This window comes from Fibrobacter sp. UBA4309, from assembly GCF_002395745.1.
Lineage (GTDB): Bacteria > Fibrobacterota > Fibrobacteria > Fibrobacterales > Fibrobacteraceae > Fibrobacter.
The window spans coordinates 40,820-61,510 of record NZ_DGUN01000043.1 but is presented as its reverse complement, the minus strand read 5'-3'; the positions used below and the strand labels follow the sequence as shown (position 1 = coordinate 61,510).

The 20,691-nt window shown below is 54.2% G+C and carries 12 protein-coding genes and 1 pseudogene; 5 read left to right on the top strand and 8 right to left on the bottom strand.

What is annotated here, in order from left to right:
- A pseudogene (locus B3M32_RS04855) lies at positions 1 to 947 on the top strand (pectate lyase); the annotation flags it as partial.
- 111 nt (positions 948 to 1,058) lie between these two features.
- Positions 1,059 to 1,853, top strand: coding sequence for a hypothetical protein (locus B3M32_RS04850; protein WP_290743940.1), 795 nt, complete (start codon positions 1,059 to 1,061; stop codon positions 1,851 to 1,853).
- A 149-nt stretch (positions 1,854 to 2,002) separates the two neighbouring features.
- Here B3M32_RS04850 and B3M32_RS04845 read toward each other — a convergent pair whose 3' ends face one another.
- Positions 2,003 to 4,477, bottom strand: a complete 2,475-nt coding sequence (locus B3M32_RS04845) for a glycogen/starch/alpha-glucan phosphorylase (protein ID WP_290743938.1) — start codon at positions 4,475 to 4,477, stop codon at positions 2,003 to 2,005.
- Positions 4,478 to 4,593: 116 nt separating this feature from the next.
- Between B3M32_RS04845 and B3M32_RS04840 the strand changes: the two genes are divergently transcribed.
- A complete protein-coding gene (locus B3M32_RS04840; RefSeq protein ID WP_290743937.1) occupies positions 4,594 to 5,658 on the top strand; it encodes a histidine phosphatase family protein in 1,065 nt (354 codons plus the stop codon).
- A 12-nt stretch (positions 5,659 to 5,670) separates the two neighbouring features.
- Here B3M32_RS04840 and B3M32_RS04835 read toward each other — a convergent pair whose 3' ends face one another.
- The 6 genes from B3M32_RS04835 to B3M32_RS04810 all read right to left on the bottom strand — a co-directional run bounded on the left by B3M32_RS04835 (position 5,671) and on the right by B3M32_RS04810 (position 11,312).
- A complete protein-coding gene (locus B3M32_RS04835) occupies positions 5,671 to 6,372 on the bottom strand; it encodes a type II secretion system protein (RefSeq protein ID WP_290743936.1) in 702 nt (233 codons plus the stop codon).
- Between the two features lie 29 nt (positions 6,373 to 6,401).
- The gene (locus B3M32_RS04830; protein ID WP_290743935.1) at positions 6,402 to 7,604 is read right to left on the bottom strand and encodes an NAD(P)/FAD-dependent oxidoreductase; all 1,203 of its coding nucleotides are present in this window, start codon (positions 7,602 to 7,604) and stop codon (positions 6,402 to 6,404) included.
- Entirely contained in the window at positions 7,597 to 7,788 is a 192-nt protein-coding gene (locus tag B3M32_RS04825) for a 4Fe-4S binding protein (RefSeq protein ID WP_290743934.1), read from the bottom strand. The genes B3M32_RS04830 and B3M32_RS04825 overlap by 8 nt, the downstream gene beginning before the upstream one ends.
- A gap of 71 nt (positions 7,789 to 7,859) precedes the next feature.
- Positions 7,860 to 9,440, bottom strand: a complete 1,581-nt coding sequence (locus tag B3M32_RS04820) for a LamG-like jellyroll fold domain-containing protein (protein ID WP_290743933.1) — start codon at positions 9,438 to 9,440, stop codon at positions 7,860 to 7,862.
- Between the two features lie 75 nt (positions 9,441 to 9,515).
- Entirely contained in the window at positions 9,516 to 10,367 is an 852-nt protein-coding gene (locus B3M32_RS04815) for a TIGR02147 family protein (RefSeq protein ID WP_290743932.1), read from the bottom strand.
- A 60-nt stretch (positions 10,368 to 10,427) separates the two neighbouring features.
- Positions 10,428 to 11,312 (bottom strand): GGDEF domain-containing protein, encoded by an 885-nt coding sequence (locus B3M32_RS04810; protein WP_290743930.1) that lies wholly within the window; start codon positions 11,310 to 11,312, stop codon positions 10,428 to 10,430.
- A 709-nt stretch (positions 11,313 to 12,021) separates the two neighbouring features.
- Between B3M32_RS04810 and B3M32_RS04805 the strand changes: the two genes are divergently transcribed.
- Together B3M32_RS04805 and B3M32_RS04800 are read left to right on the top strand one after the other, a co-directional pair.
- Entirely contained in the window at positions 12,022 to 16,038 is a 4,017-nt protein-coding gene (locus tag B3M32_RS04805; protein ID WP_290743929.1) for a fibro-slime domain-containing protein, read from the top strand.
- A 65-nt stretch (positions 16,039 to 16,103) separates the two neighbouring features.
- Positions 16,104 to 16,511, top strand: coding sequence for an SPOR domain-containing protein (locus B3M32_RS04800; RefSeq protein WP_290743928.1), 408 nt, complete (start codon positions 16,104 to 16,106; stop codon positions 16,509 to 16,511).
- A 72-nt stretch (positions 16,512 to 16,583) separates the two neighbouring features.
- Here B3M32_RS04800 and B3M32_RS04795 read toward each other — a convergent pair whose 3' ends face one another.
- Positions 16,584 to 20,687, bottom strand: a complete 4,104-nt coding sequence (locus tag B3M32_RS04795) for a hypothetical protein (RefSeq protein WP_290743927.1) — start codon at positions 20,685 to 20,687, stop codon at positions 16,584 to 16,586.
- Positions 20,688 to 20,691: the final 4 nt, after the last annotated feature.

Sequence of the window (20,691 nt, the reverse complement as noted above, 5' to 3'; positions counted from 1 at the left end):
ACACGAGCGACGGTGCCATCACGGCGGCACAGATGATCGAAAATTACGAAGAGAATGTGAAGAAGCCGCAGGCTGGTACGGGCACGGCGTTCAAGCCAAGCTATTCCATGAGCCTCACCGACGTGAGCACGCAGGCGAAGGCGTATGCCCTGCGCGATTCTATTAAGTTGTATGCAGGTGCGACGCTCCCGGATCCGGGTGCATCGACCGTGGTGACTCCTGCAAGTTCTAGCAGCGCAAAGTCGAGCTCCAGCGTGGCATCGAGTTCTTCGGCGAAGTCCAGCAGCAGCGTTGCGAAGTCTAGCTCGTCGCAGGGGGCTGTCGCGGGCGAGGCGAGCCTTACGAAGCATGGCTCGGGCAGTACCACGCAGACTGTCGCTGCGGGCGAGCCAATCGCTGAGTTCTTCTTCACGGTGGCGGGAGCCACGGGTGCGACCGTTACGGGGCTCCCCGAAGGCGTTGCGGGAACGATGAAGGGTAGCGATTTCTACATCTCCGGAACGGTCGCGCAGGATGCGGCTGCAGGTACGTACAAGTTTACGGTCACCACCACGGGGGCTTCGACAAATGTATCGAAGAGCGGGACGATTACCGTGACGGGAAACGGCACGGCGCCTGCATCGAGTTCCTCTGCAAAGTCCAGCAGTAGCGAGGTCGCAGAGCCTGTCGAATCAAGTTCGAGTATCGATCCCGGAGCTTCCAGCAGTAGCGCGGCTTCCGATGCAATTCGCGGTACGGATTTTGCCTCGCAGTTCGCTGTCTCTACCGCAGGTCGCGTGTTGCAGGTCTGGAATGCTGAGGGTAGCACGATGGCGGTTTTTGACATGCAGGGTCGCTTGCTCTTGACCAAGCGCATGGCGACTTCCGCCGAGTCGACGCTGCTCCCGCATACGGGAACGTTTATACTGAAAATCGGTCCGCGCACCATGCGCGTGAATGCACGCTAAACGATTTTTTCTCCTCCAAACCCCCAAAAGTCCCGCGGCTCATCGTCGCGGGACTTTTTAATTACAGTTGTCGCTCGCGGTGGTGCATTTTTTCTTATTTTGTGGAAAGGTATGCAGAATTCTCGTATAAATAAATTATTCCTTGTGCTTTGCCTTTTTCTTTCGTTGAATGCTTTTGCACAAATGAATGATTCACTGGAAGTTAAGGATGTAGACCCGGCTGTCCTCTTGGATAGCATTGATTACTATCAAAATCTAATTGAAGATACGGAAGCTGAGGTTGGAGATATATCGTGGGGCGTTTTGGGGATAGGCCTTGGCGGACTCAGCCTTGGTTATGGCATCTATTTTTTGAGTGATATTGCGGGAGCTGGTGGCGCTGGCTATGCCATTGGTGCGGGAGTGATTCCTGCAGTGCTTATCTTTGGGGGCGTGACCTTGTTTATGGCCGGATGGACCTCGTTGTCAGCACAACGCAAGGTGCCAGAACGACTTGAAGAGTATAAGAATCGAAAAGCGTTTTTTACGGAACGTTATGACGAAATCAAGCTCAAATATGAACAAGAGTATGGACAAGATTCAACTTCTGTGAATCTGGCATACACTGAACTTTTAAATGACGAAATGTTTAGAGGCCTTAAGAAAAAAGCCCAGTGTCGCGAAAAAACAAACATTTCGGTTTTTAACCAATGTGTGGTAGGCCTCTATAACAATGCTTCCTTATGGGGCTTTTCTTTGGGTGGTTTATTGCTAACTCTTGGAACGGCTTATGCCGTTACCCAAAAAAATACAACGTCATCAATGATAATCGCTGTTCCCCTGATTGGGCTAGGGGCCACCCATATCGCTTACGGCGGGATGCTCAAACGTAAGGCGAATGAATACGAGGCCTTGGCGGGCAACTGACTTGCATGTGCCCCTATAAAAAATCCCGCGATTTCTCGCGGGACTTTTAATATTCTTGCCTGGATCCTTCGGGCGCTTCGCACCCTCAGGATGACGCTGGACCTGCAATCTTTCGTCTGTAGGACCGCAGGTCCGTCCTTTCGTCTAACTTACAGCTTGATGCTGCAGGGCTTGGCGTGCCAGATTTCCTCGGCGTACTGCTTGATGGTACGGTCGGAACTGAACTTGCCCATGCGGGCCACGTTGAGGATAGCCTTCTCGGCCCATGCCTTCTTGTTCTGGTATTCCTTCGCCACCTTGGCCTGCATGTCCACGTAGCTGCGGAAGTCGGCGCAGAGCATGTACGGGTCGTGGGTGAGGAGCTTGTCGGCAATGTGCTTGAACAGGTCCGGACGGTCGGGGCTGAAGAAGCCGGAACCGATGAGGTCGATAACGCGGCGCAGGTCGTCGTCCTTCTCGTAGAAGTCGCGCGGACGGTAGCCCTTGGCGAGCAGGTCGGTGACTTCTTCCACGGTGAGGCCGAAGATGAAGATGTTCTCGTCGCCGACTTCTTCCTTCATTTCCACGTTGGCGCCGTCAAGCGTACCGATGGTGAGTGCGCCGTTCAAGGCGAACTTCATGTTGCCGGTACCCGAGGCTTCGGTGCCCGCGGTAGAAATCTGTTCGGAGAGGTCTGCTGCCGGGATGATCTTCTCGGCGAAGGAGACGCGGTAGTTCTCGAGGAACACCATCTTGAGCTTGCCCTTGCAAACCGGGTCGGCGTCGATAATGGCAGCCACGGCGTTTGCGAGGCGGATAATCTGCTTGGCCATCCAGTAACCCGGAGCGGCCTTACCGCCAATCATGATGGTGCGCGGCAGGATTTCCTTGCCGTCCTTCAGCTGGATGTACAGGTGGATGGCATGCAGGATGTTCAGGAGCTGGCGCTTGTATTCGTGGATTCTCTTCACTTGCACGTCGAAGAACATGTTGGTGTCGAGGTCCACGCCCTGCGTTTCCTTGAGGTACTTGGCGAGGCGTTCCTTGTTCTGCTTCTTGACGGCCATGAAGGCCTTCTGGAATTCGGCGTCCTTCGCGAACTTCTCGAGCTTGCGCAAGTCATCGAGGTCCTTGACCCAGCTTTCGCCGATCTTGGAGGTGATGAGTTCGGACATGGCGGGGTTCGCCTTGCGGACCCAGCGACGCGGCGTCACGCCGTTCGTCTTGTTGTTGAACTTCTCGGGCCACAGTTCGTAGAAGTCCTTGAAGAGCGTGGTCTTCAAAAGGTCGCTGTGGAGGGCGGCCACGCCGTTCACGGCGAACGAGCCCACGATGGAGAGGTAGGCCATGCGGACCATCTTGCAGCCGCCTTCTTCGATGAGGCTCATGCGGGCGAGGCGGTCGTTGTCGCCGGGCCACTTCATGGAGACCATGCGCAAGAAGCGTGCGTTGATTTCGTAAATGATCTGCAGGTGGCGCGGCAACAGCTTTTCGAAGAGGCTGACCGGCCACTTTTCGAGGGCTTCCGGCATCAGGGTGTGGTTCGTGTAGGCGAACGTCTTGGTGACGATGTCCCAGGCGTCGTCCCATTCCATGTTCTCGATGTCGAGGAGAATGCGCATCATTTCGGCGATGGAGATTGCCGGGTGCGTGTCGTTCAGCTGGATGGCGACCTTCTCGGGGAACTTCTTCCAATCGCCGTCATGGAGCTTCTTGAAACGCTTGATGATATCCTGCAGGGAGGCGGAGCACAGGAAGTACTGCTGCTTGAGGCGCAGTTCCTTACCGTTCATGGAAGAATCGTTCGGGTACAGCACCTTGGAGATGGTCTCGGAGAGTTCCATGTCCTGCACGGCGGCGATGTAGTCGCCGTTGTTGAAGTAGCTGAGGCCGAAGTCGTCGGTGGACTTCGCGCTCCAGAGGCGCAGGTTGTTCACGGTGTTGTTCTTGTAGCCCGGAATCGGGGTGTCGTACGGGAGGGCGAGCACGTAGTCCTTCGTTTCCCAGCGGTTGCGGAGCTTGCCGTGATCGTCCATCCAGCTTACCACGTAGCCGTAGAACGGGACCTTGATGGCGTTGGCCGGGCGGGCGATTTCCCAGGGGTTCGGGAGGCGCAGCCAGTTGTCCGGCTGTTCTTCCTGCTCGCCGTTCACAATCTTCTGGCTGAACATGCCGTATTCGTAGCGGATGCCCATGCCGGTGGCCGGGAGCTCGAGCGTTGCCATGGAGTCGAGGAAGCAGGCGGCGAGGCGGCCTAGGCCACCGTTACCGAGACCCGCGTCGACTTCCTGTTCGCGGAGTTCTTCGAGCGTCATGCCGATTTCGTCGAGCGCTTCGGTGACGGCGCTTTCGACGTCGAGGTTCAGCACGGAGTTGCCGAGCGTGCGGCCAATCAAGAATTCGAGGGAGAGGTAGTAGACGCGCTTCACGTCCTGCTTGTAGTAGGTCTCCTGGGTCTTGATCCAGCGGTCGACGAGGCGGTCGCGGACGGCGTATGCGACAGCGAGGAACTTTTCGTGGTCGGTCACGGTCACCTTGTTACGGGCGAGCGTGTGGTGGATGTGGTCGGTGAACGCCTTGCGGAACGATTCCGCGTCGGTGCCGAGCACTTCGACTTCTTCTGCTTTCTTGGTTGCTTTTGCCATGAAATTACACCTACGTGTTAGGGTTTGAATTTTCTCGCTTCAAGTTTAGAAATTTTTACGGGGTGTGGCAAAAGAAAATATTAAATTATGATGGTATTCACAATCAAGGAGCTTTTATGCATATAGCCCGCTTGTCCTCCAAGAAAATTTGCCTTTTTACCGGGGTTTTTGCCTTTACATTTTTTGTTGCGGGATGCGGAGGCGATTCGTCCAGTTCCCCGTCCGAAGATGTCGCCGAACAGCAGGCTCCGGCTTCTTGCGCCTCCCAGGGAACACCCGTATCGAGCGCAGATGTCGCCACGTCCAGTGCGACGGTGATTGCGTCTAGCGATGCCGCGGTGACTTCCAGCCCGACTGTTGAATCTTCGTCTGCAGTTGAATCCAGCGAGTCAAACTATGTCGCCCCGACCGATCCGGCCGAGCTCCTCTATACTATCGATCCTTCGCTTGCCGTAACGCCGGATTCCAACGGCTTTTACTATGTCGCCGACATCTACAAGGCGTTGCCTGCTACAAGCAAGGTGGTGTTCGTGCTCCGTCATTCCGAACGCGGAAAGAGCGAAGGCCAGGAATCGCAACTGACCGAGAACGGCGTGCAGATGGCCTTGAATCTCGGTGCCGACATGGCTGGCGGCGACGAAAGCTTCTATTATGCCTCGACCGATTTCATCCGTACTCGAGAAACCTGCAACAACATTGCCAAGGGCCGTGGGGAGACCGGATACCAGACTGTCACTTGGGACGGAATCAATGGCGGATATTTCCTCAAGGTGCCGACAAGCGAACTCGATACCCTTGTGGGTAAGCGCGGGGGCTCGTGGAAGAATATCTCCCAGTGGGCTTACGGGGCGCAGATTACCAATAGGTTTGTCGCCAATGTCGCCAATGACTTCTTCTATGACCTGTTCCAGAGGGGACACCGTTTTGTGAACGAAGTAATCCTTGCGAATATGGATAACTGGAAACGCGTAAGCATCCTGGTCAGTCACGACGTGTTGCTGGAACCTCTCACGGTCTATGCGACGAACAGGGAAATTGACCTCAAGTTCTATGAAAGCGGCAAGTGGATCAACTACATGGCCGGCATAGCCGTTGTCGTGAACGAGGCCGGTGCCGTGAGTCTGTTCCCCGTGCGCGGTGCGGACCTCGGCTGGATGTACTACGTGAAGCAGGAAGAGTAGCGAGGGAACTGGCTAACTTTTTTTGCCGCCTTTTCCACTCCCATTCCCGTTTCCGTTTCCATTCCCGTTTCCATTCCCGTTATTATTCTCGTTGCCGTTACCATTGCCGGGTTTCTCGGCGTCCGGGTCGCATTTCTTTTGTTGTCCCCAAGCGTGTTCAAGGCCGGCGCCATGTCCGTTACTTGCGATGCATTCGTCATCAGAATCACTCTGTGCGGGTTGCGTGGCTTCTGCGGAACAGGCGTTAACGTTGATGTTGCCGACTTCCCAGTATTTGGAAAAGGTCGCACATTCTGCGGCTGATGCTAATTGAGCATAATAAGCCATTTGTTGGCCGGCGGGCGTGAGGACAATGGCCCAGGAACTACCTTTGGAACATTCGTTGAGACCGGAAAGGTTTGTCGCATGCCAGCCAATGTAGTTGTTCTCGCTCTCTTGGGAGGATTCTTGAAGGCAATCGCCGTATTCGAAATAATTGGACTTTCCGTTTCCGGGGGCTGTATAGCCGATTTTTTGCCAAGACCCGACGCCAAGTCCTTGCTGTAGGTATGCGTCTTGAAGGTGAATGTAGGTGCCTGCTGCGGAGAGAAGTTCCGAGGATTTAGCCTTGGCAATCATGCCGAACAGCTTGGGAATGCCCACGGCGGCAAGAATGCCCATGATGACGATGACGACCATTATTTCGATGAGCGTGAATCCGTTCCGTTTTGTCATGGGAGTCCTTCTGTTGTTGTTCTTGTGAATTATTTGAACATCGCGAATTTATAGAGGTATTTGGCGGTTTGGATGGGCGTCTTCAAGAAGGCGCTCTTCTTGTATCCGCTTAGGGCGAACCCCTGCAATACCTTGTAGAGCCCGATTTGGTCTTCGCGGTTGATGGCGAGCAGGAACCGGCGGAACTTGTATTCGAAGTCGTGCATCTTGCCGAAGTAGCCGTAGCAGCGCTGTTCGTACTGCTTGAGGAAAGCCTTCGAAAGGTCTCCGGCTTTGAGCCCCTGGTCCACGTACTCGGCGCAGAAACGGCCGGCTCTCATCGCGGCAGCGATGCCACCACCCGTGAGCGGGTTGGTGTGGTGGGCGGCGTCGCCCACGAGGGCCAGGCGGTCGAGCGTGTAATCCTTGAGCGTGCTGGAGACGGGCACGAGCCCGCCGACGGTATGGTTGATCTTTGCGCCCGGGAAAAGCTTCTCGAGCCATTCCATCGTGATTTCGAGGATGTTACCGTCGTGCTTTCCGTTCGCGAGGAATCCGGCGCCGAAGTTCGTGACGTTCGACTTCTGCTTCGGGAAGCTCCAGATATAACCGTCGTTGATAAAGTCGTGGCCTTGCCAGAAGGTGAGGTAGTCGGGCCTGGTTAAAAGTCCCTGTACCTGGATGTCGACACCCGTGCATGTTTCACGCGGGTCTTGTGCGCTCTTGAGGCCCACCATGCGCCCGATGCGGCTTTCCACGCCGTCGGCCGCGATGACCATCTTGGCGAAAATTTCTTGTTTGCCTATTTCGGTAACGCTCCCGTTCCCGTCGCCCTTGCCAAGCACGACGCGGACCATGCGCTTGCCGCCTTCGACATCGCCTACGAATTCAGCACGGGCGCAAGTTTCCACCTCTGCGCCGTCATCGGTGGCGAGCTTCGCGAGCCACGGGTCGAAAACTTCGCGGTTCAGCATGATGCCCGTACCCGGCTTGGGGACTTCGATGTTCACGCCGTTCGGGCCGTAAATGTAAAGGCCGTTGATGATGCTCTCGATGCAGCTCTCGTCGATGGGACCGTATGTCTGGAGGTCGGCCAGCGTGGTGCTCGCCTCTCCGCAACGTACCGGGAATCCGATGCGTTCGCGCTTTTCGAGGAGCAAAACCTTGTGCCCCGCCCGTGCGAGGTTCCTTGCGGCAACGGAGCCTCCGGGCCCGGCGCCAATCACCACGACATCGTAATTGGAATCAAGCATCGCCGCCCTCCGTAATCTTGAGTGCACCGACAGGGCACGCCTTTGTGCAGATGCCGCACTTGATGCACTTCTCGTTATCGATTTGCAGGTCGAGACCGTACATGTCAAGCGCCATCTTGGGGCACACGCCGACACAGCCGGCGCACTGCAGGCATTTGCTTTTGTTGTGAGCGAGACGTTTCATAAAGGAAAATATACAAAGATATCGCCGCAAGAGTGCGGCGACAATCACAAAGAATCAGGAATAAACAGATTCTAGTCTAGGATGGCGGGTTCTTTTTGCAATTCGTAAAAAATGCTGAGCCAGCTTTGCAGTTGCTGCCAGGTGGTGTCGCCTTTGGCCCGGATGGAATCGTCGAAAGACGTGAGGAAGATTTCGTCGATTTCTCCATTGAAGGCGTTTTTCCCTCCGATACCAATGTTGAACTGCAATTCAGAAAAATCGTCGCTAATTTTGATATCGGTGTTGCGGATGGTTTTCCCGTCAACGGCAATGGTCAGGTGCTTTTGCACAAAAACGACAAAGTAGTGGTGCCAGGAACCATCGAGAATTTTGGCGCTTCCGTAGAGGGTTGTGTCGGTGGATGCGGATTCAAGGCCACTATAGATTCTTGTGCAGATGGTGGCGGGGTCCTTTGAACATTGCCTGATTTCAAAGCCTCCGTTGACGGAGGGTGTAGATGAAAAGATAGTGAACCCGGTGTCGGCAGGGGCTTCTCCCTTGATCCAAAAACTGAACCCTAGACTTCCGTCTTCGAACAGCGGGAATCCATCGGCATGTTTGTGGACCTTGAGGTCTTTTTTTGTTGAATCCAGGTGCAGGCCGGTTCCGTAGAAGCCTTCGCTGTCGTATTCGTCCAGGTTATAAAAGGTGTAGGGGTGGGGCCCGAAGGAAAGGTAGGTGGGCTCGATTTCGCGCAGGCTTAATACGTTTCCGTCCAGCATGTTTGCCGAAATTTCGGGAAGGTCCATCAGCAACACTTCTTTTCCCTTGGCGGATTTTACATCCAGCAGGTAATCGATTTCGTAGCCGTTGGCATCGATCAGGGTTGGGACTGTTTCGGACTTACTTTCCACCAAGATGGGAATGTGCTTCAACGTGATGCCTGCATCCATGGCCTTGAGGGTTGCCACGACACTGTCGTTGAATGTCATTTTGCGGAGTCCCACCAAATAGCCGGGCTTGTCCCTGGTCACAAGGAGGGTGTCTTCAGAGCGGAAGCTCCAGTAGACGGAATCCGTCTCCGTTTCGCCTTCTGCAGTCATGATGGTGATTTTCTCAAAATAAGCATTGGGAATGCCATCGGCCAGTATGTAGCCACGGTCCATGTCTTCGGAATTCACGACGAAGCAATTCAGCGAGCCGTCGATGCATATCGTGTCGCCAAGAGCGAGGTCGTAGGCGTTCAGTTCCAGCTTCAGGTTCGAGCCTTCGGAGACCTCAAAGCGATAGACGGAATCCTCAAGCTTCGTGATGTCGAGAATATTCCTGAAGTCCAGCAATCCGTCGGATGAGACCTGGATGTTGAAGGAGTCACTTTTTATATCTTCAAAAGAGAATTTCCCGGAATCGTCGGTGGTCGTCTCCATTTCGGGATTGTCTCTCACGGCAATGAAGTCTCTCCGCATGAGGGCGACTTTGGCGCCCTTGATGGTGTTACCGTCAAAGTCCGTCACGATGCCCGCGATGGTCTTCCCCGATTCCGTCTCGGAAATTACGCCCGCGGTGTCCGTGCTGTCGCTGCATGCGCTGAGGAGCGCCAAAACCGCCCCCGCGAACAGGATGACGCTGGAACTTATCTTTCGTCTATCGTCTATCGTCTTTCGTCTAAACATAAAACCTCTTCTGGATCCTTCGACTTCCCCTATCGCGCTTCGCGCTCCAGGGTTCGCTCAGGATGACGCTGAAACTTATCTTTCGTCTTTCGTCTCTCGTCTTTCGTCTAAAAGTGAGAACAGGTGGATGTTCATCTGGTAGACGCCGTCGGCCTTTTCCTTGTCTTCGCCGATGATGCGCCTAGCCTTCGCCTTGAATTCCTGCAGTTCGGCCTCGAGCTTCTTGTACGCCTCGCTCGAGATGCTGAACGTGAGCGTGCTCATGACGGTCGGCTTCTTGGGCGGCGTGATGAGCGCCTGCTTCGAGAGTTCAAAGCACTGCAGCTGGTACTGCTTGATGAGCTCCGCGTTGTTGTACGGACCGCTGCTGATGCTTTCCTTGGTGGGCTTCCAGAATCCCTGTTCGTCTTTGCGGGCAAGCCCGAGCCTTTCCAAAAGCGTGAGAGAGTCCTTCAGCTTGCCGAGCGGGACCTTCGGGAAAATCCTCTTTTGCACGGGAGTCAGGTCGTCGCCTACATCCATCGCGTCGAGTATTGCGAACAATGCGCTGTGATACCAGCGGCTGTAGTACTCGTAGGCGTCCTCGTTCAGTATATGTTGCGGATTCGGGTGCAGTTTCAACAGTTCCTGCATCGTGGCGTTGCGGACTGCGTCACTTTTCGCCTGGTCGAGCTGCACCAGCGTCTCGAAGTACTTGGCCTCCTTCTTGTCGAGTTCCAGCACCTCGATGAACTTTGCCACCATGCGGGGGCTGACCTTCTTGCCACGGAGCACGTCGGCGAAGTAGCTGCGGCTCTTTTCCATGCCCAGCAGGTTGCAGATTTCGGTACGCGTGAATCCCGGCTCCGCCTGGGCGCGGGCCGCCTGGTATTCTTCCAGGAACTTGCGGAAATGCGTAAATTGATATATGTCTAGAAAGCGGTTCACGCCTTAAATATACATAATTTTCTCAAAAAAGTGAGAACTTTTTTTGAGAACATATGCCGCTTATGCTGTCGCGACCTGGTTTCGGCCGTTTTCCTTGGCAATATAGAGCAGTTTGTCGCTTTCGGCGATCATCTCTTCGACGGTCGGGATTTCGGCGCCGAGCTTGCTTGCGAGTCCGAGGGAAATCGTTACGGGGATAATCGTGTCGTTCCACGAGAAGCGGTGGCGTTCTACGGCCATGCGCAAACGTTCGGCGCTCTTTTTGGCGTCTTCGGGACCGATGCCGGCGAGCAGCAGCACGAATTCTTCGCCACCGTAGCGGGCGAGCAGGTCGGATTCGCGCTTTTCGTCTTTCAGCAGGCGGGCGATTTCCTTGAGCACCATGTCGCCGCACTGGTGTCCCCAGGTGTCGTTCACGTGCTTGAAGTGGTCGGCGTCCACCATGATGGTATGCACGTAGAAGTTGTTGCGCCGCGCAAGGGCAAGCTCACCGAGCCCGCGGTCAAAGAAGGTGCGGCGGTTGGAAATCTTGGTGAGCGGGTCCATGGTGGCCGCCTCGAAAAGTTCGCGGTCGAAAGCCTCTTCGTCGCGGTCCTTGAAGTCGATTTTCAGGACCATCTTGCCGATCTGGAGGCGGTTGTCGGGCTCGAGAGTCTTGATATCGACAGGCTGGCCGTCGACATAAGTCCCGTTGGTGCTTCCTAAGTCCTTGACAGACACGGCGTTACCGTCAAAGGTCAGTGCGCAGTGCCTGCGGCTGACCAGTTCGTCGTCAAGCCGGATTTCGGCATCTTGACCGCGGCCCAGGATGACAGTCCCTTTTTCGAGCGGGATTTGCTTGAATTGGGACTGCGGGTACAGTACGATAAGGTGCGGGCGCAGTTCGAACTTCCTGAAAGGAATTGTCTTGCCCGGTGTCGCTATCGTCTGGTCAAAATCCTGCATGCGGTATCTCCGATTATGGTATGAAATTTAACTAAATTTTTTTCGACGGGGGCGCCCGATGGTGTGTCAAGTCTTTTTTTGACGGCTTGATGTAAAATGTTTTTTACCTCGGCGGAAAAAAGGTGTGATATAGCCCGCATGTTTATAACTAAAATCACATTAGACCGATTGTAAATGTTATTTAATATTTAATTTTAAAAAAAATCACCCCTTTTTCCCAAGAAAAGGGTAAATTTCATGGCGGTGTGGCATCGCAAGAAGCCAGGTCTTTTTGTTATGCTATGGCTGGAGAACCTAAATGGATAGAGAAATTATGAAAAAACATAAAACCACGTTAGCCGGACTTGCTTTGGGTATTATGGTGCTTCTTGCAGGAGTGCAGGAAGGTTGGGCGCAGTGCGCCGGAACGCTATTTATTAAGCCCCCTGACTCATGGACAAGCGTTTATATCGCGGGTAACAATACCACTCCTAAAAGATTCACGCAGAAATCGGATGGTTATTTTGTAGTTGATCTTAGCACCGTGAGCTGGGGTGATGGCTTGGCTGGCTTTAATATTGGTGACAAGGCTGCACCTAACCAGTCGACTAAGGATACGCTTCATATTTTGCAGAAAACGTTGTGGGTGAAATCTGAACTCTATGACAATAATGCAATGAAAAATGCCGCTCAATTTAGTTGTCCGGGAGAGGGGACGGTAACCTATATTATGGAAAATCCGGACAGTCCGGGTAGAACCTACATGGGTGGCGCTCCGGCTACCGCGAAGTTCTTCTATGTGCTTGTTCCCGATGAAAAGGAATGGCAGTCCGACGATCTCATGATCCGTTATTCCATGGACGGTGTGACTTTCAAGGATTCCAACATGGCTCCGGCTGGAGACCTGTGCGGCTGGATGTATATGTGGTTCGAAACGCCTCCGATAAGCGTTGTTATGTACCTGAAGAACAAGCCGACTGCCCAGTTGGGCTTGAACGGCCTTTGGGGCGAAGACGAAACGGCTGTTCCGGTCGACTTGAGCGTTTTGTACGAGGCTTATGGTGTTAACAAGCTTTACTTTATTCCGGATGACAATGACTGGCCCGATGACGGCAATACGCAGGGATGGTATGTGACCGATCCCGGTGTTCCCGAAGCTGGCGATAATTCTCGTTGTACTTTCAGTCTCGCCGCTATTATTTATGATACGGATATGTTGCTCAACGATGTGTTCTCGGACTGCTGCTCGGATGCCAAGAACCCTGCTGGCCCATACGAAGCGTGCGTGGGTGTACAGTATGGCATTGTCAAGGATGTGCTGGGCGCCGACAACAAGCCGGAGTATTCCGGTTCTGCCAATGCCGTAAAGTGCTTTGGCAACCAAACGAATTTCCAGAAACTGTTCAACTATACTCCGAATGTAAACGAGGTTCAGTGCTATGACATGCCGTTCCGCCATTACGGGAACGATACCCGTTGGGGTTTCGATTCCGATTCCATGGTTACCAACGACCTCGTGGGGGGGTTCTATCCGCTAGAAGATGCTACTGATGCCGGAGTGGTTACGCTGACCATCAATGGCCAGCAGGTCAAGGCCGGCCCGACTGCCGGTGTGAGAAAGAAACGTCCTGCAGCGGGTCCTGTGCCCAATAATGCCAAGGCCATTCTCGGTGTGGATTTGGACCACTATTGCTGGACTCCGGGATTCCCGGAAGGCACGAAAAAGTGCGAAGGCAAGTTTGCCGATGGTAATGACCTTAATCCTGGTGGTGCAGATAAACCGGCTCTGTGGTGCTGGGGTAGCTACTGTGACCCCGACTTTATGCGTTGGGGCTATGAATCCAGTGACAATTATGCTAAGACCGAGACGCGCAACCAGCATTTCTGCTTTGAATCGCATGCGACGTTTACCTATAACGAAACCCAGGAATTCACCTTCCGTGGTGACGACGATATCTGGGTGTTCATCAACAAGAGACTTGCCGTGGATAACGGTGGCGCCCACTTGGCCGCCCCGGGTCACGTTGTGCTGAAAAACCTGAATACTACTTATACTCCGGGTTGCTCGGGAGACGACTGCTTGCTTGTCCCGGGTAAGGATTACCCGATTGATATCTTCTTCTGTGACCGTCGTACTACGATGAGTAACGTGATTATCAAGACGAACATGTATATCAAGCAGTCCACGGGTATCGATTTTACCACAGCCCAGACTGCTGACGGTGGCCTTAAAATGGATATTTGCGTTGAAACGTCCGGTGGCGGCGACTGCGCCGCGGTTGCCCTTGGCGCTGCCGGAGGTGGTGGAACGTCTTCACTTCAGTGCGGTGACAAGATCCAGGCAACAATAGTTTATACCATCACGACGCGTAAGGGCGACCTTATCGCAACGCTCGAAACGGGCCGCAAGAACTATGGCGGTATCGACCTTACGAATCCCAAGGTCCCGGTCGTGTATCCGAACGATATTATCGGGCTTCCTCCCGGAAACTACCGTTTGAACTTCGAAGTGAACGGAAAGAAGTCTTACTATCAGTTCCGCGTGAAGGGTAACCTCGGTGTTATCACTGAAAATGTGGAATTCATCAATACCGATAACGAAGCGAGCCTGTACGCTTCTGGTACAAAGTGGACCTACCAGGACAAGGCTATGGCAGGGACCCGCATTCCGGTGTACGTTTCCGCTCCGGATGGCCAGGGCGGCGTGGACTTGATTTCTGCCAAGGGTCAGTCCTACCAGCTGAATGTTTCTGAAGGTGCCGTGGTCTATGAATCCGAAGACGCCCAGACTCCGCTGGCATCATTGGCCAGAACAATCGGCGAGTCCGGTATCGATACGGTTTGGGTGCTTGTCCCGCTGAGCGGCCTTGGTGCCGAAGCGTCCAAGCTGGTGACGGTTTCGGCCGGCAAGACTTCCGCTACGCTGACCTTCATGGCTCCGCAGATTATGTTCGCGGAACCCTTGACCAAGGATGCCGAAGGCAATCCGCTGACCTGGAATCCGCTGACGGGCGACCCGAATACGGATCCGGTGACGGGTGAAGAATATTTCCACTGGGTGAACAGCGATGTGGACCTGTACCTGATTGCCATGAACCCGGTGACGGGAAGCCTCTGCACGGAATGCTCCTTCTTGATTGCCGATATTATTACGGCTTCGGAAAGCGTTACCGGTGCGGTATCGATGTTCACGGAAGGTGTGGCCCTGGTACGTATCAAGTCCGGTATGGAATATGCCGACCCGAATGCGGCTAGCATTATCGTTGCCAGTATCGATAACAATAGCATCGCAGCCGCCTATGGCAACATGCACTTCTACAAGCCGCCTGCACCGATGCCTGTCGTTGCCGACATTTTCGATATCAAGGGCAAGAAGAGGTCCGCCGTAGAAATCCCGAGTCCGTACTTCAGTGAAGACCAGGAATACCTCGATGGCCGTGGTGACTCCATCGCGATCATCTACGACCGTGAAATCCATCCGGACTCTGTCCCGGCCTTCATCTGCGTTAATTTCGATGAAGATCACCAGGTAGAAATCAACCCCTACCAGATGGGTCTTTCCAACAACTCGAAGGATAAGTCCTTGAAGTGCTCGTACCAGTTCGATGCCGCAAAGGTAAAGGCTGCCTACGAAAAGTCTACGGACAAGCGCGTTATCGGTCTCGTTGCCGACTCTGCGTTCAGCAGCAAGGTAAGGACTCACGTGAAGCTCGATAACAAGATCTACTCCTTCACGGAATACATCTGGAAGGGCAAGACTGTGAAGACTTCCTTCGACAAGGGTATGACCGACCGTATGGCTCCGATTATCCTTTCTGCGACTGTGATGCCCGAAGCTGAAGGTAGCTCGTTCGACATCTTGACGGTCTCGTTCTCTGAACCGGCTTCGTTGGACGAAACTTACCAGAAGGAAGGTTTCCAGTTCTACCTGAACTCTGCAACCGAACTCAGCAGCTCTGCCCGCTACCGTGCCGCCCGTTCCCAGAACGGTCCTACGGTCAAGGACACTGTCAAGGTCCGCTTTGCCAACAACGATGTCCAGAACCCGTCTCCGCACGTGGGTGACTTCATCCGCTTCCGTACGGACGGCAAGGCCGACATGTGGAAGGATACCACGGACTTGACGCTGACTGCCCAGTATCGTGTTGCCGGCGATGCTTCCATGCACTGGAACTCCCCGACGGATTACCTGGCTGGCGAAGCCCGTCTGCCGAGCCCGTGGGTAGCAATCGAAGGTGCTGCCGCTGTGGACGATGCTTCTATCAATATCGGTTCTACGGATATTTCCAAGATCAACAACCCGACGATCGAAGCCTTCCTCGTTCCGCAGAAGTTCAGCCTGCAGGATGTCAAGGACAGCTTCCCGCATACCGTGGGTAAGTACCTGAGAACCGACATGAAGTCGCTCAAGAATTCCAGCGAACAGTACAAGAACGTGAAGCCGGAAGAAGTTTACTTCCAGTACGAAATGGATATCTTCACCAACCTGGGTAACTTCGTTACTCACAAGAGTGAAAAGATCGAATGTACGGACCAGAAGTACTTTGGTGAAGGCAAGACTTGCTTCGACTCCAACCAGAACTTCTACATCGCCTGGAACATGACTTCGGACAAGAACCGTCTGGTGGGTACGGGCGCCTACATCGTGAAGTGGAGCTCCTATGTCTACCTGGGTGCGTTCAAGAAGAAGAACAAGCTGGACGGCACCGAAGTCTGGGGTGTACGTCGCGGTCCCAAGAAGAAGTAACCGAAACAATTGCAACAATGAAGAGGACGGCCTTGCGCCGCCCTCTTTTTTTGTAAATTTGGTTCATGCGAAAAATGCTATTAGCCCTTGCGATGGCCGGCCTGGTATGGGCCGGAGAACCGACGGACCTGGATTCCCTGTTTCGTGGAAATGAATACAAGCCTGTCTTGAACAATTCCCTGCGCGATACGACCGACGTATCCCAGAAGGCTGTTTCCGGGAAAGGTGCGGCCAAGTCTGCCAAGTCGGACGGCTACTACATGCTGCAGTTCGAGGCGGTTGCCGATTTCGATGCGGCACAGCGTCGCCGCGCACAGATTTCGGCCAGTACCGGCTATGCAATCCAGGTCGTTTTCGACGCCCCGTTCTACAAGCTTCGTGGCGGCGGATGGACTACCAAGAAGGCTGCGGACGACAAGGCCCGCGAACTTTCTGCATACAACATCAACGCCTTCGTCGTGAAGATTAAATAGCCTGGCGCAAACCGCGGCTACCGAGTCATCCTTCAAGTGGTTGGTGGTTGGTGGCTTGTGGGACGGCTAATCCTATTCCAGAAGGCCCAGTGCCTGGCGGATAGATTGTTCGTCCATGGAAGACGGCAGTAGGGCGCGTTCTTCGGGAGCGACGTACTGGAACTTGCGTTCGGAATCCGGTCTGGAACGGCGATCCCTGAGGACAGCGGGCGTGCTCTTCGTGGAGTAGAAGAACTTTCCGGTCTTGATGAATCGCTGTTTCTGGATTCCTGCCTTGATGGCGTCGTTCATGGCCTTCAGGATCATGGGACCGGCGCGGTCGACATGGTGCAGCTCGAGTAGACGCTGGAACAGAAGTTCTTCGTGAATGGGCGATTCGTGGTCCACGTAGAACTTGAGCTGCGATATAATAGATGTCGCGGGCAGTTCCGCGATAGGCTTGTCGTGGGGCGTACCTTCGATTTTCGGATGCACGACCTTGTACTGTTCCGTGCTCAGTGCTGGCTGCGTATCTTCTACGGTTTCTTCTTCGTTCAGTTCCGTTTCGACGGGCGGCGGAGCAACGCTCTGCTCGATGGCGATCGTCGTAATCAGATGGTCCTTTTCGTCTTTCTCGCCCATGTACCAGAACGGGAGCCAGAGGTTGATGATCTTCCAGCCGAGCTGGCGCAAGATTGTCGGGCGAATGTATTCGCGGTCTTCGATGGACTCGCGGAACCGCTCCGTAGTGCAGTCGTCTTCGACAACGGCGAGGAACCTGCGGGAATTGTTCGCGTCGATAATGGCCGGCCCCACGGCGATGCCTCCCGGCGCAAAGCAGGGCTGGTAACGGATGCCCTGGCTTTCCAGGAATTCACAAACTTGCGGTGTAAGCGGGGACTCGTTGTGCTGCACCTCGGGCGGATCCAGGGGTTCCTTTTTCTGGAGGTAGTTGATCCAATCCCAGAAGAGGTTTGCCTTGGGCGTGCGGTGCATTTCCACTTCGTCCTTGGAGACGAATACCTGCAGTTCCTGCTTGGCCAACGTGGAGCAGAGGGCCAGCTTGTGTTCTGCCGAAATCTTGTCGTTGCCGTCGAGCTCGATGCAGACCAGGATGATGTCGCGGTATCTGTCGACGGCGCGGTCCGGGGTCTTGACGTAGTAGCGGATTGCCGGGTTGGTCTGCTCGAAGAACTTTGCTGCGGGGGAATCCTTGGTCAAGAGCGCATGGATAGCCGCATCGATTTCAAAGCAGCGGGCCTGATGGAACGCGATGATGCCGAGCGTCTGCCCGGGGTTCCTTTCGGCGTGCTGGATGGCCGTCTTGGCGATGGCCATGACCTTGTCCGGGACAACCTTCAGTGTGTCGCTATTGCCCTTTTCGCTCTTGGGCGTCGGCAACTGCTTGATTCCGTAGTTGTAAATCTTGGAGTTGGCAAACTTGACAAGTGAAAATTCGCTATAGGCGTTCGTGAACCAGAGTTCACGTGTCGGGATGCCCTTGCGGAGTGCGGCGGCGAGGACGTTCTCGAGGAAGAACATGCTCTGGCGCGGCAAAATGTTCGGGAATGCGTCGAATGGCTGCGGTTCCAGTGCGGGCATGTGCGGGTCGCCAATGAGAATTACCTTGTTCGCAATGCAGATGCTGGAGAAGGCTTCGGCGACAGTAATGCAGTCGGCGTCGAGGATAATGACGATGTCGTATACGATGTCGCCGAGGTCGTAGGTTTCGTCGAGCGCCGCTATGCGCAGCAGGTCGGGATTTTCCTTGATGAGCCCGTGTACGGCACGGAAGTTTGCGTTGGTAAACTGGTCCAGCTGGGTGCGGTACAGCTTGCCTTTCTGGGCACGTTCCTTGGGCGGCAAGCCGAAGAGCTCCGGACACTTCTTGCTGAGCCGCTGAATCTGGTTCTTGGCCCAGTATTGCGCAAAGGCTCGGGCCAGGTCGTTGCTGACGGATCCGGCATTGCTGGCATAGTTGACGAGTTCCTTGCATTCGGTGGCCGCAAGTTTCTGGAGCAAGGTCGTCACCTTGATATGGGCGTCCAGCAGGTTCCAGTTATCGTTCCATGAGCCGATTTCGTCGAGCCACTTGTCGATACAGAGGCTTTCGAGCGGCGTATCGAGATGGAGCGCCTTCGAAATGTTGTGGACGGATTCCATGAGGGCCTGGAGCGACTTGGTATGCTTGGGCATGTCCGGCAACAGGACCTTGATGTTGTGCCAGTTTTCGAGTACCAGCAGCAGATAATCCAGCCTGGGATCGTTCTTGTGGATCTCGCGGAAATTGTAGATAAAGTTTATCTTGTTGTTGAGTTCGACCCAGTTCGACTTTTCGTAGAGCCAGTCCTTGCCGAGCAGATGTGCTCCGAGAACGGAGGAATCCCTGTAGGCCCTCTTGTTTTCTTGCAGGTCGATAAGCGTGTCGATGAGGTCGAGCAGCTGCGTATCGGACGAGACCGTCTTGGGACTGCGGATGACCTTGATCAAGGCCTTGCGGGAATTGCGGTAATGGTCCGAAAGCCCCTTGAGCTTTACCTTGAGGCTCGATGCGAATTCTTCACGGGCGGCAAGGACGTTTTCGTCTACGGCGTCATCGGTGTAGATGTCCGAAGTTTGCCTGCGGTAACGGACCCATTTGTCACCTGCTTCGGGGAGGCCGCGCAGGGTGTCCTTGTAGGCAAGCCAGTTGTTCGAACGCAAGTCCCATCTTTCGAAATCCGGAGTGTTTTCGTCGAAATACATCTGGATAAGTTCGATGAGTTCAGATAACGTAGCGAGAAAGATTCCCGTGGGGAATAGGCCGATTTCCTGGAAGATGTTGATGAGCGGCTTGAGCTCGTCGATCATCGAATTGGCAGTCTTGAGTTCTTTTGCGACTTCGGCCTTGGTTTCCTTGTCCAGGCTCGGAGCCATAATCTTTTCGAAGGTCTTGCGGGCGGTAATGCCGTCTTGTTCGAAATACAGGGATACCAGCTCTTCGAGTGTCGCCTTGACATCCTTGTACTGTTCGAACGACAGGTCGGCGACGCCCTTGAATATGGAGTCCGGCAGCTTGGACTTGCCAGTCGGGTTTTCGCGGAACTCCTTGAGAATGTCGGACAGGGGACCCGGGCACAGGGAGGACTTGTTGTTGACGATGCCGAAATAGGTGGCGAAATCTTCACGTGTCTTGCGCAGATCCTGTTCGATTACGTCGCGTTCCGGACCGTTGAACGAGCGGAACATCGGGTAGAGGGCGTTACAGAAGTCCTGCTTGGAAATGGACCTGCGGGCAACGACGAGCGTACGCTTTTTCTTGGAAACCGATTCTGCGACAATGTTGGCTGCGACCTTGATCTTGGCTGTTCCCGGAAGCGCCTGGATGGCATAGGCGGAAGACTTTTCGTCGAGAGCGTCTATGGAAACCTTGGTGGTATGCGAATCCGTGGGGTACAGGAAATAATGGTCGGCAGGATTGAACACCTGGTCGAAATCGGCTTCTTCGAAGACGGATTCCTTGAACTGGAAACCTTCGTTACCCAATAGCCCTTTCAAGAAGGGCGAGCTGTCGATCTTCTTATCGTTGAAGCCGCGTTCGAACCGCTTCTTGAGCAGGAGCCTGTTCGTGTTGAAGAAGGTGAGGCAGAGCCCGTGACGCGTGAACTTCCATTTCTTCTCGGAGGCGATTGCTTTCTCGAAAAGGGAGAAATACAGCAGGATGCTGAACTTGCCGTTGATGGTGGCGTCTTCGATTTTCGGCAGCGGGACGGTGTCCTTGAGCCTGTTTCTCAGGATGACATTTTCGATAGGGCCACGGGGCGAAAGCGTCAGTGAGTTCAAGTCCGGACCGACGTTCAGCGGAATCAGGATGCTGGGGGCGAGCGCGTTGCCGTCCCATTTGAGGAATCCCATGACCAGGAAAAGATCCGGGCACAGGAAGTCTTCGGCCTTGCCCTTGAAAACTTTGCGGAACTGTTCCTCGGTGCTGGTCTTTTGCTGTGCAGAAATGGTTTGCGAGACAGGGAGGAACGTGTCGAGGGTAAGAGGGTTGCCCGACTTGAGCCATTTTTCGTAGAACTGGTCGCCCGCTTCTAGCAGTAGCGGAGTCTGGAAATCGCCTTTTGTCGAAAAATTCAAAAGGCGGTCTTTGGAGTCAAAGTTCTCGGCTTCTTTACTAATATTATTGACTATTTCGGAAGGGCAAACCTGAGTCATGAAA

Bases quoted from the DNA above. Each gene is read 5' to 3' on its own strand.
- B3M32_RS04840 (WP_290743937.1), top strand. From the start codon at position 4,594: ATGCATATAGCCCGCTTGTCCTCCAAGAAAATTTGCCTTTTTACCGGG.
- B3M32_RS04845 (WP_290743938.1), bottom strand. From the start codon at position 4,477: ATGGCAAAAGCAACCAAGAAAGCAGAAGAAGTCGAAGTGCTCGGCACC.
- B3M32_RS04810 (WP_290743930.1), bottom strand. From the start codon at position 11,312: ATGCAGGATTTTGACCAGACGATAGCGACACCGGGCAAGACAATTCCT.
- B3M32_RS04820 (WP_290743933.1), bottom strand. From the start codon at position 9,440: ATGTTTAGACGAAAGACGATAGACGATAGACGAAAGATAAGTTCCAGC.
- B3M32_RS04850 (WP_290743940.1), top strand. From the start codon at position 1,059: ATGCAGAATTCTCGTATAAATAAATTATTCCTTGTGCTTTGCCTTTTT.
- B3M32_RS04825 (WP_290743934.1), bottom strand. From the start codon at position 7,788: ATGAAACGTCTCGCTCACAACAAAAGCAAATGCCTGCAGTGCGCCGGC.
- B3M32_RS04800 (WP_290743928.1), top strand. From the start codon at position 16,104: ATGCGAAAAATGCTATTAGCCCTTGCGATGGCCGGCCTGGTATGGGCC.
- B3M32_RS04805 (WP_290743929.1), top strand. From the start codon at position 12,022: ATGGAAAATCCGGACAGTCCGGGTAGAACCTACATGGGTGGCGCTCCG.
- B3M32_RS04830 (WP_290743935.1), bottom strand. From the start codon at position 7,604: ATGCTTGATTCCAATTACGATGTCGTGGTGATTGGCGCCGGGCCCGGA.
- B3M32_RS04835 (WP_290743936.1), bottom strand. From the start codon at position 6,372: ATGACAAAACGGAACGGATTCACGCTCATCGAAATAATGGTCGTCATC.
- B3M32_RS04795 (WP_290743927.1), bottom strand. From the start codon at position 20,687: ATGACTCAGGTTTGCCCTTCCGAAATAGTCAATAATATTAGTAAAGAA.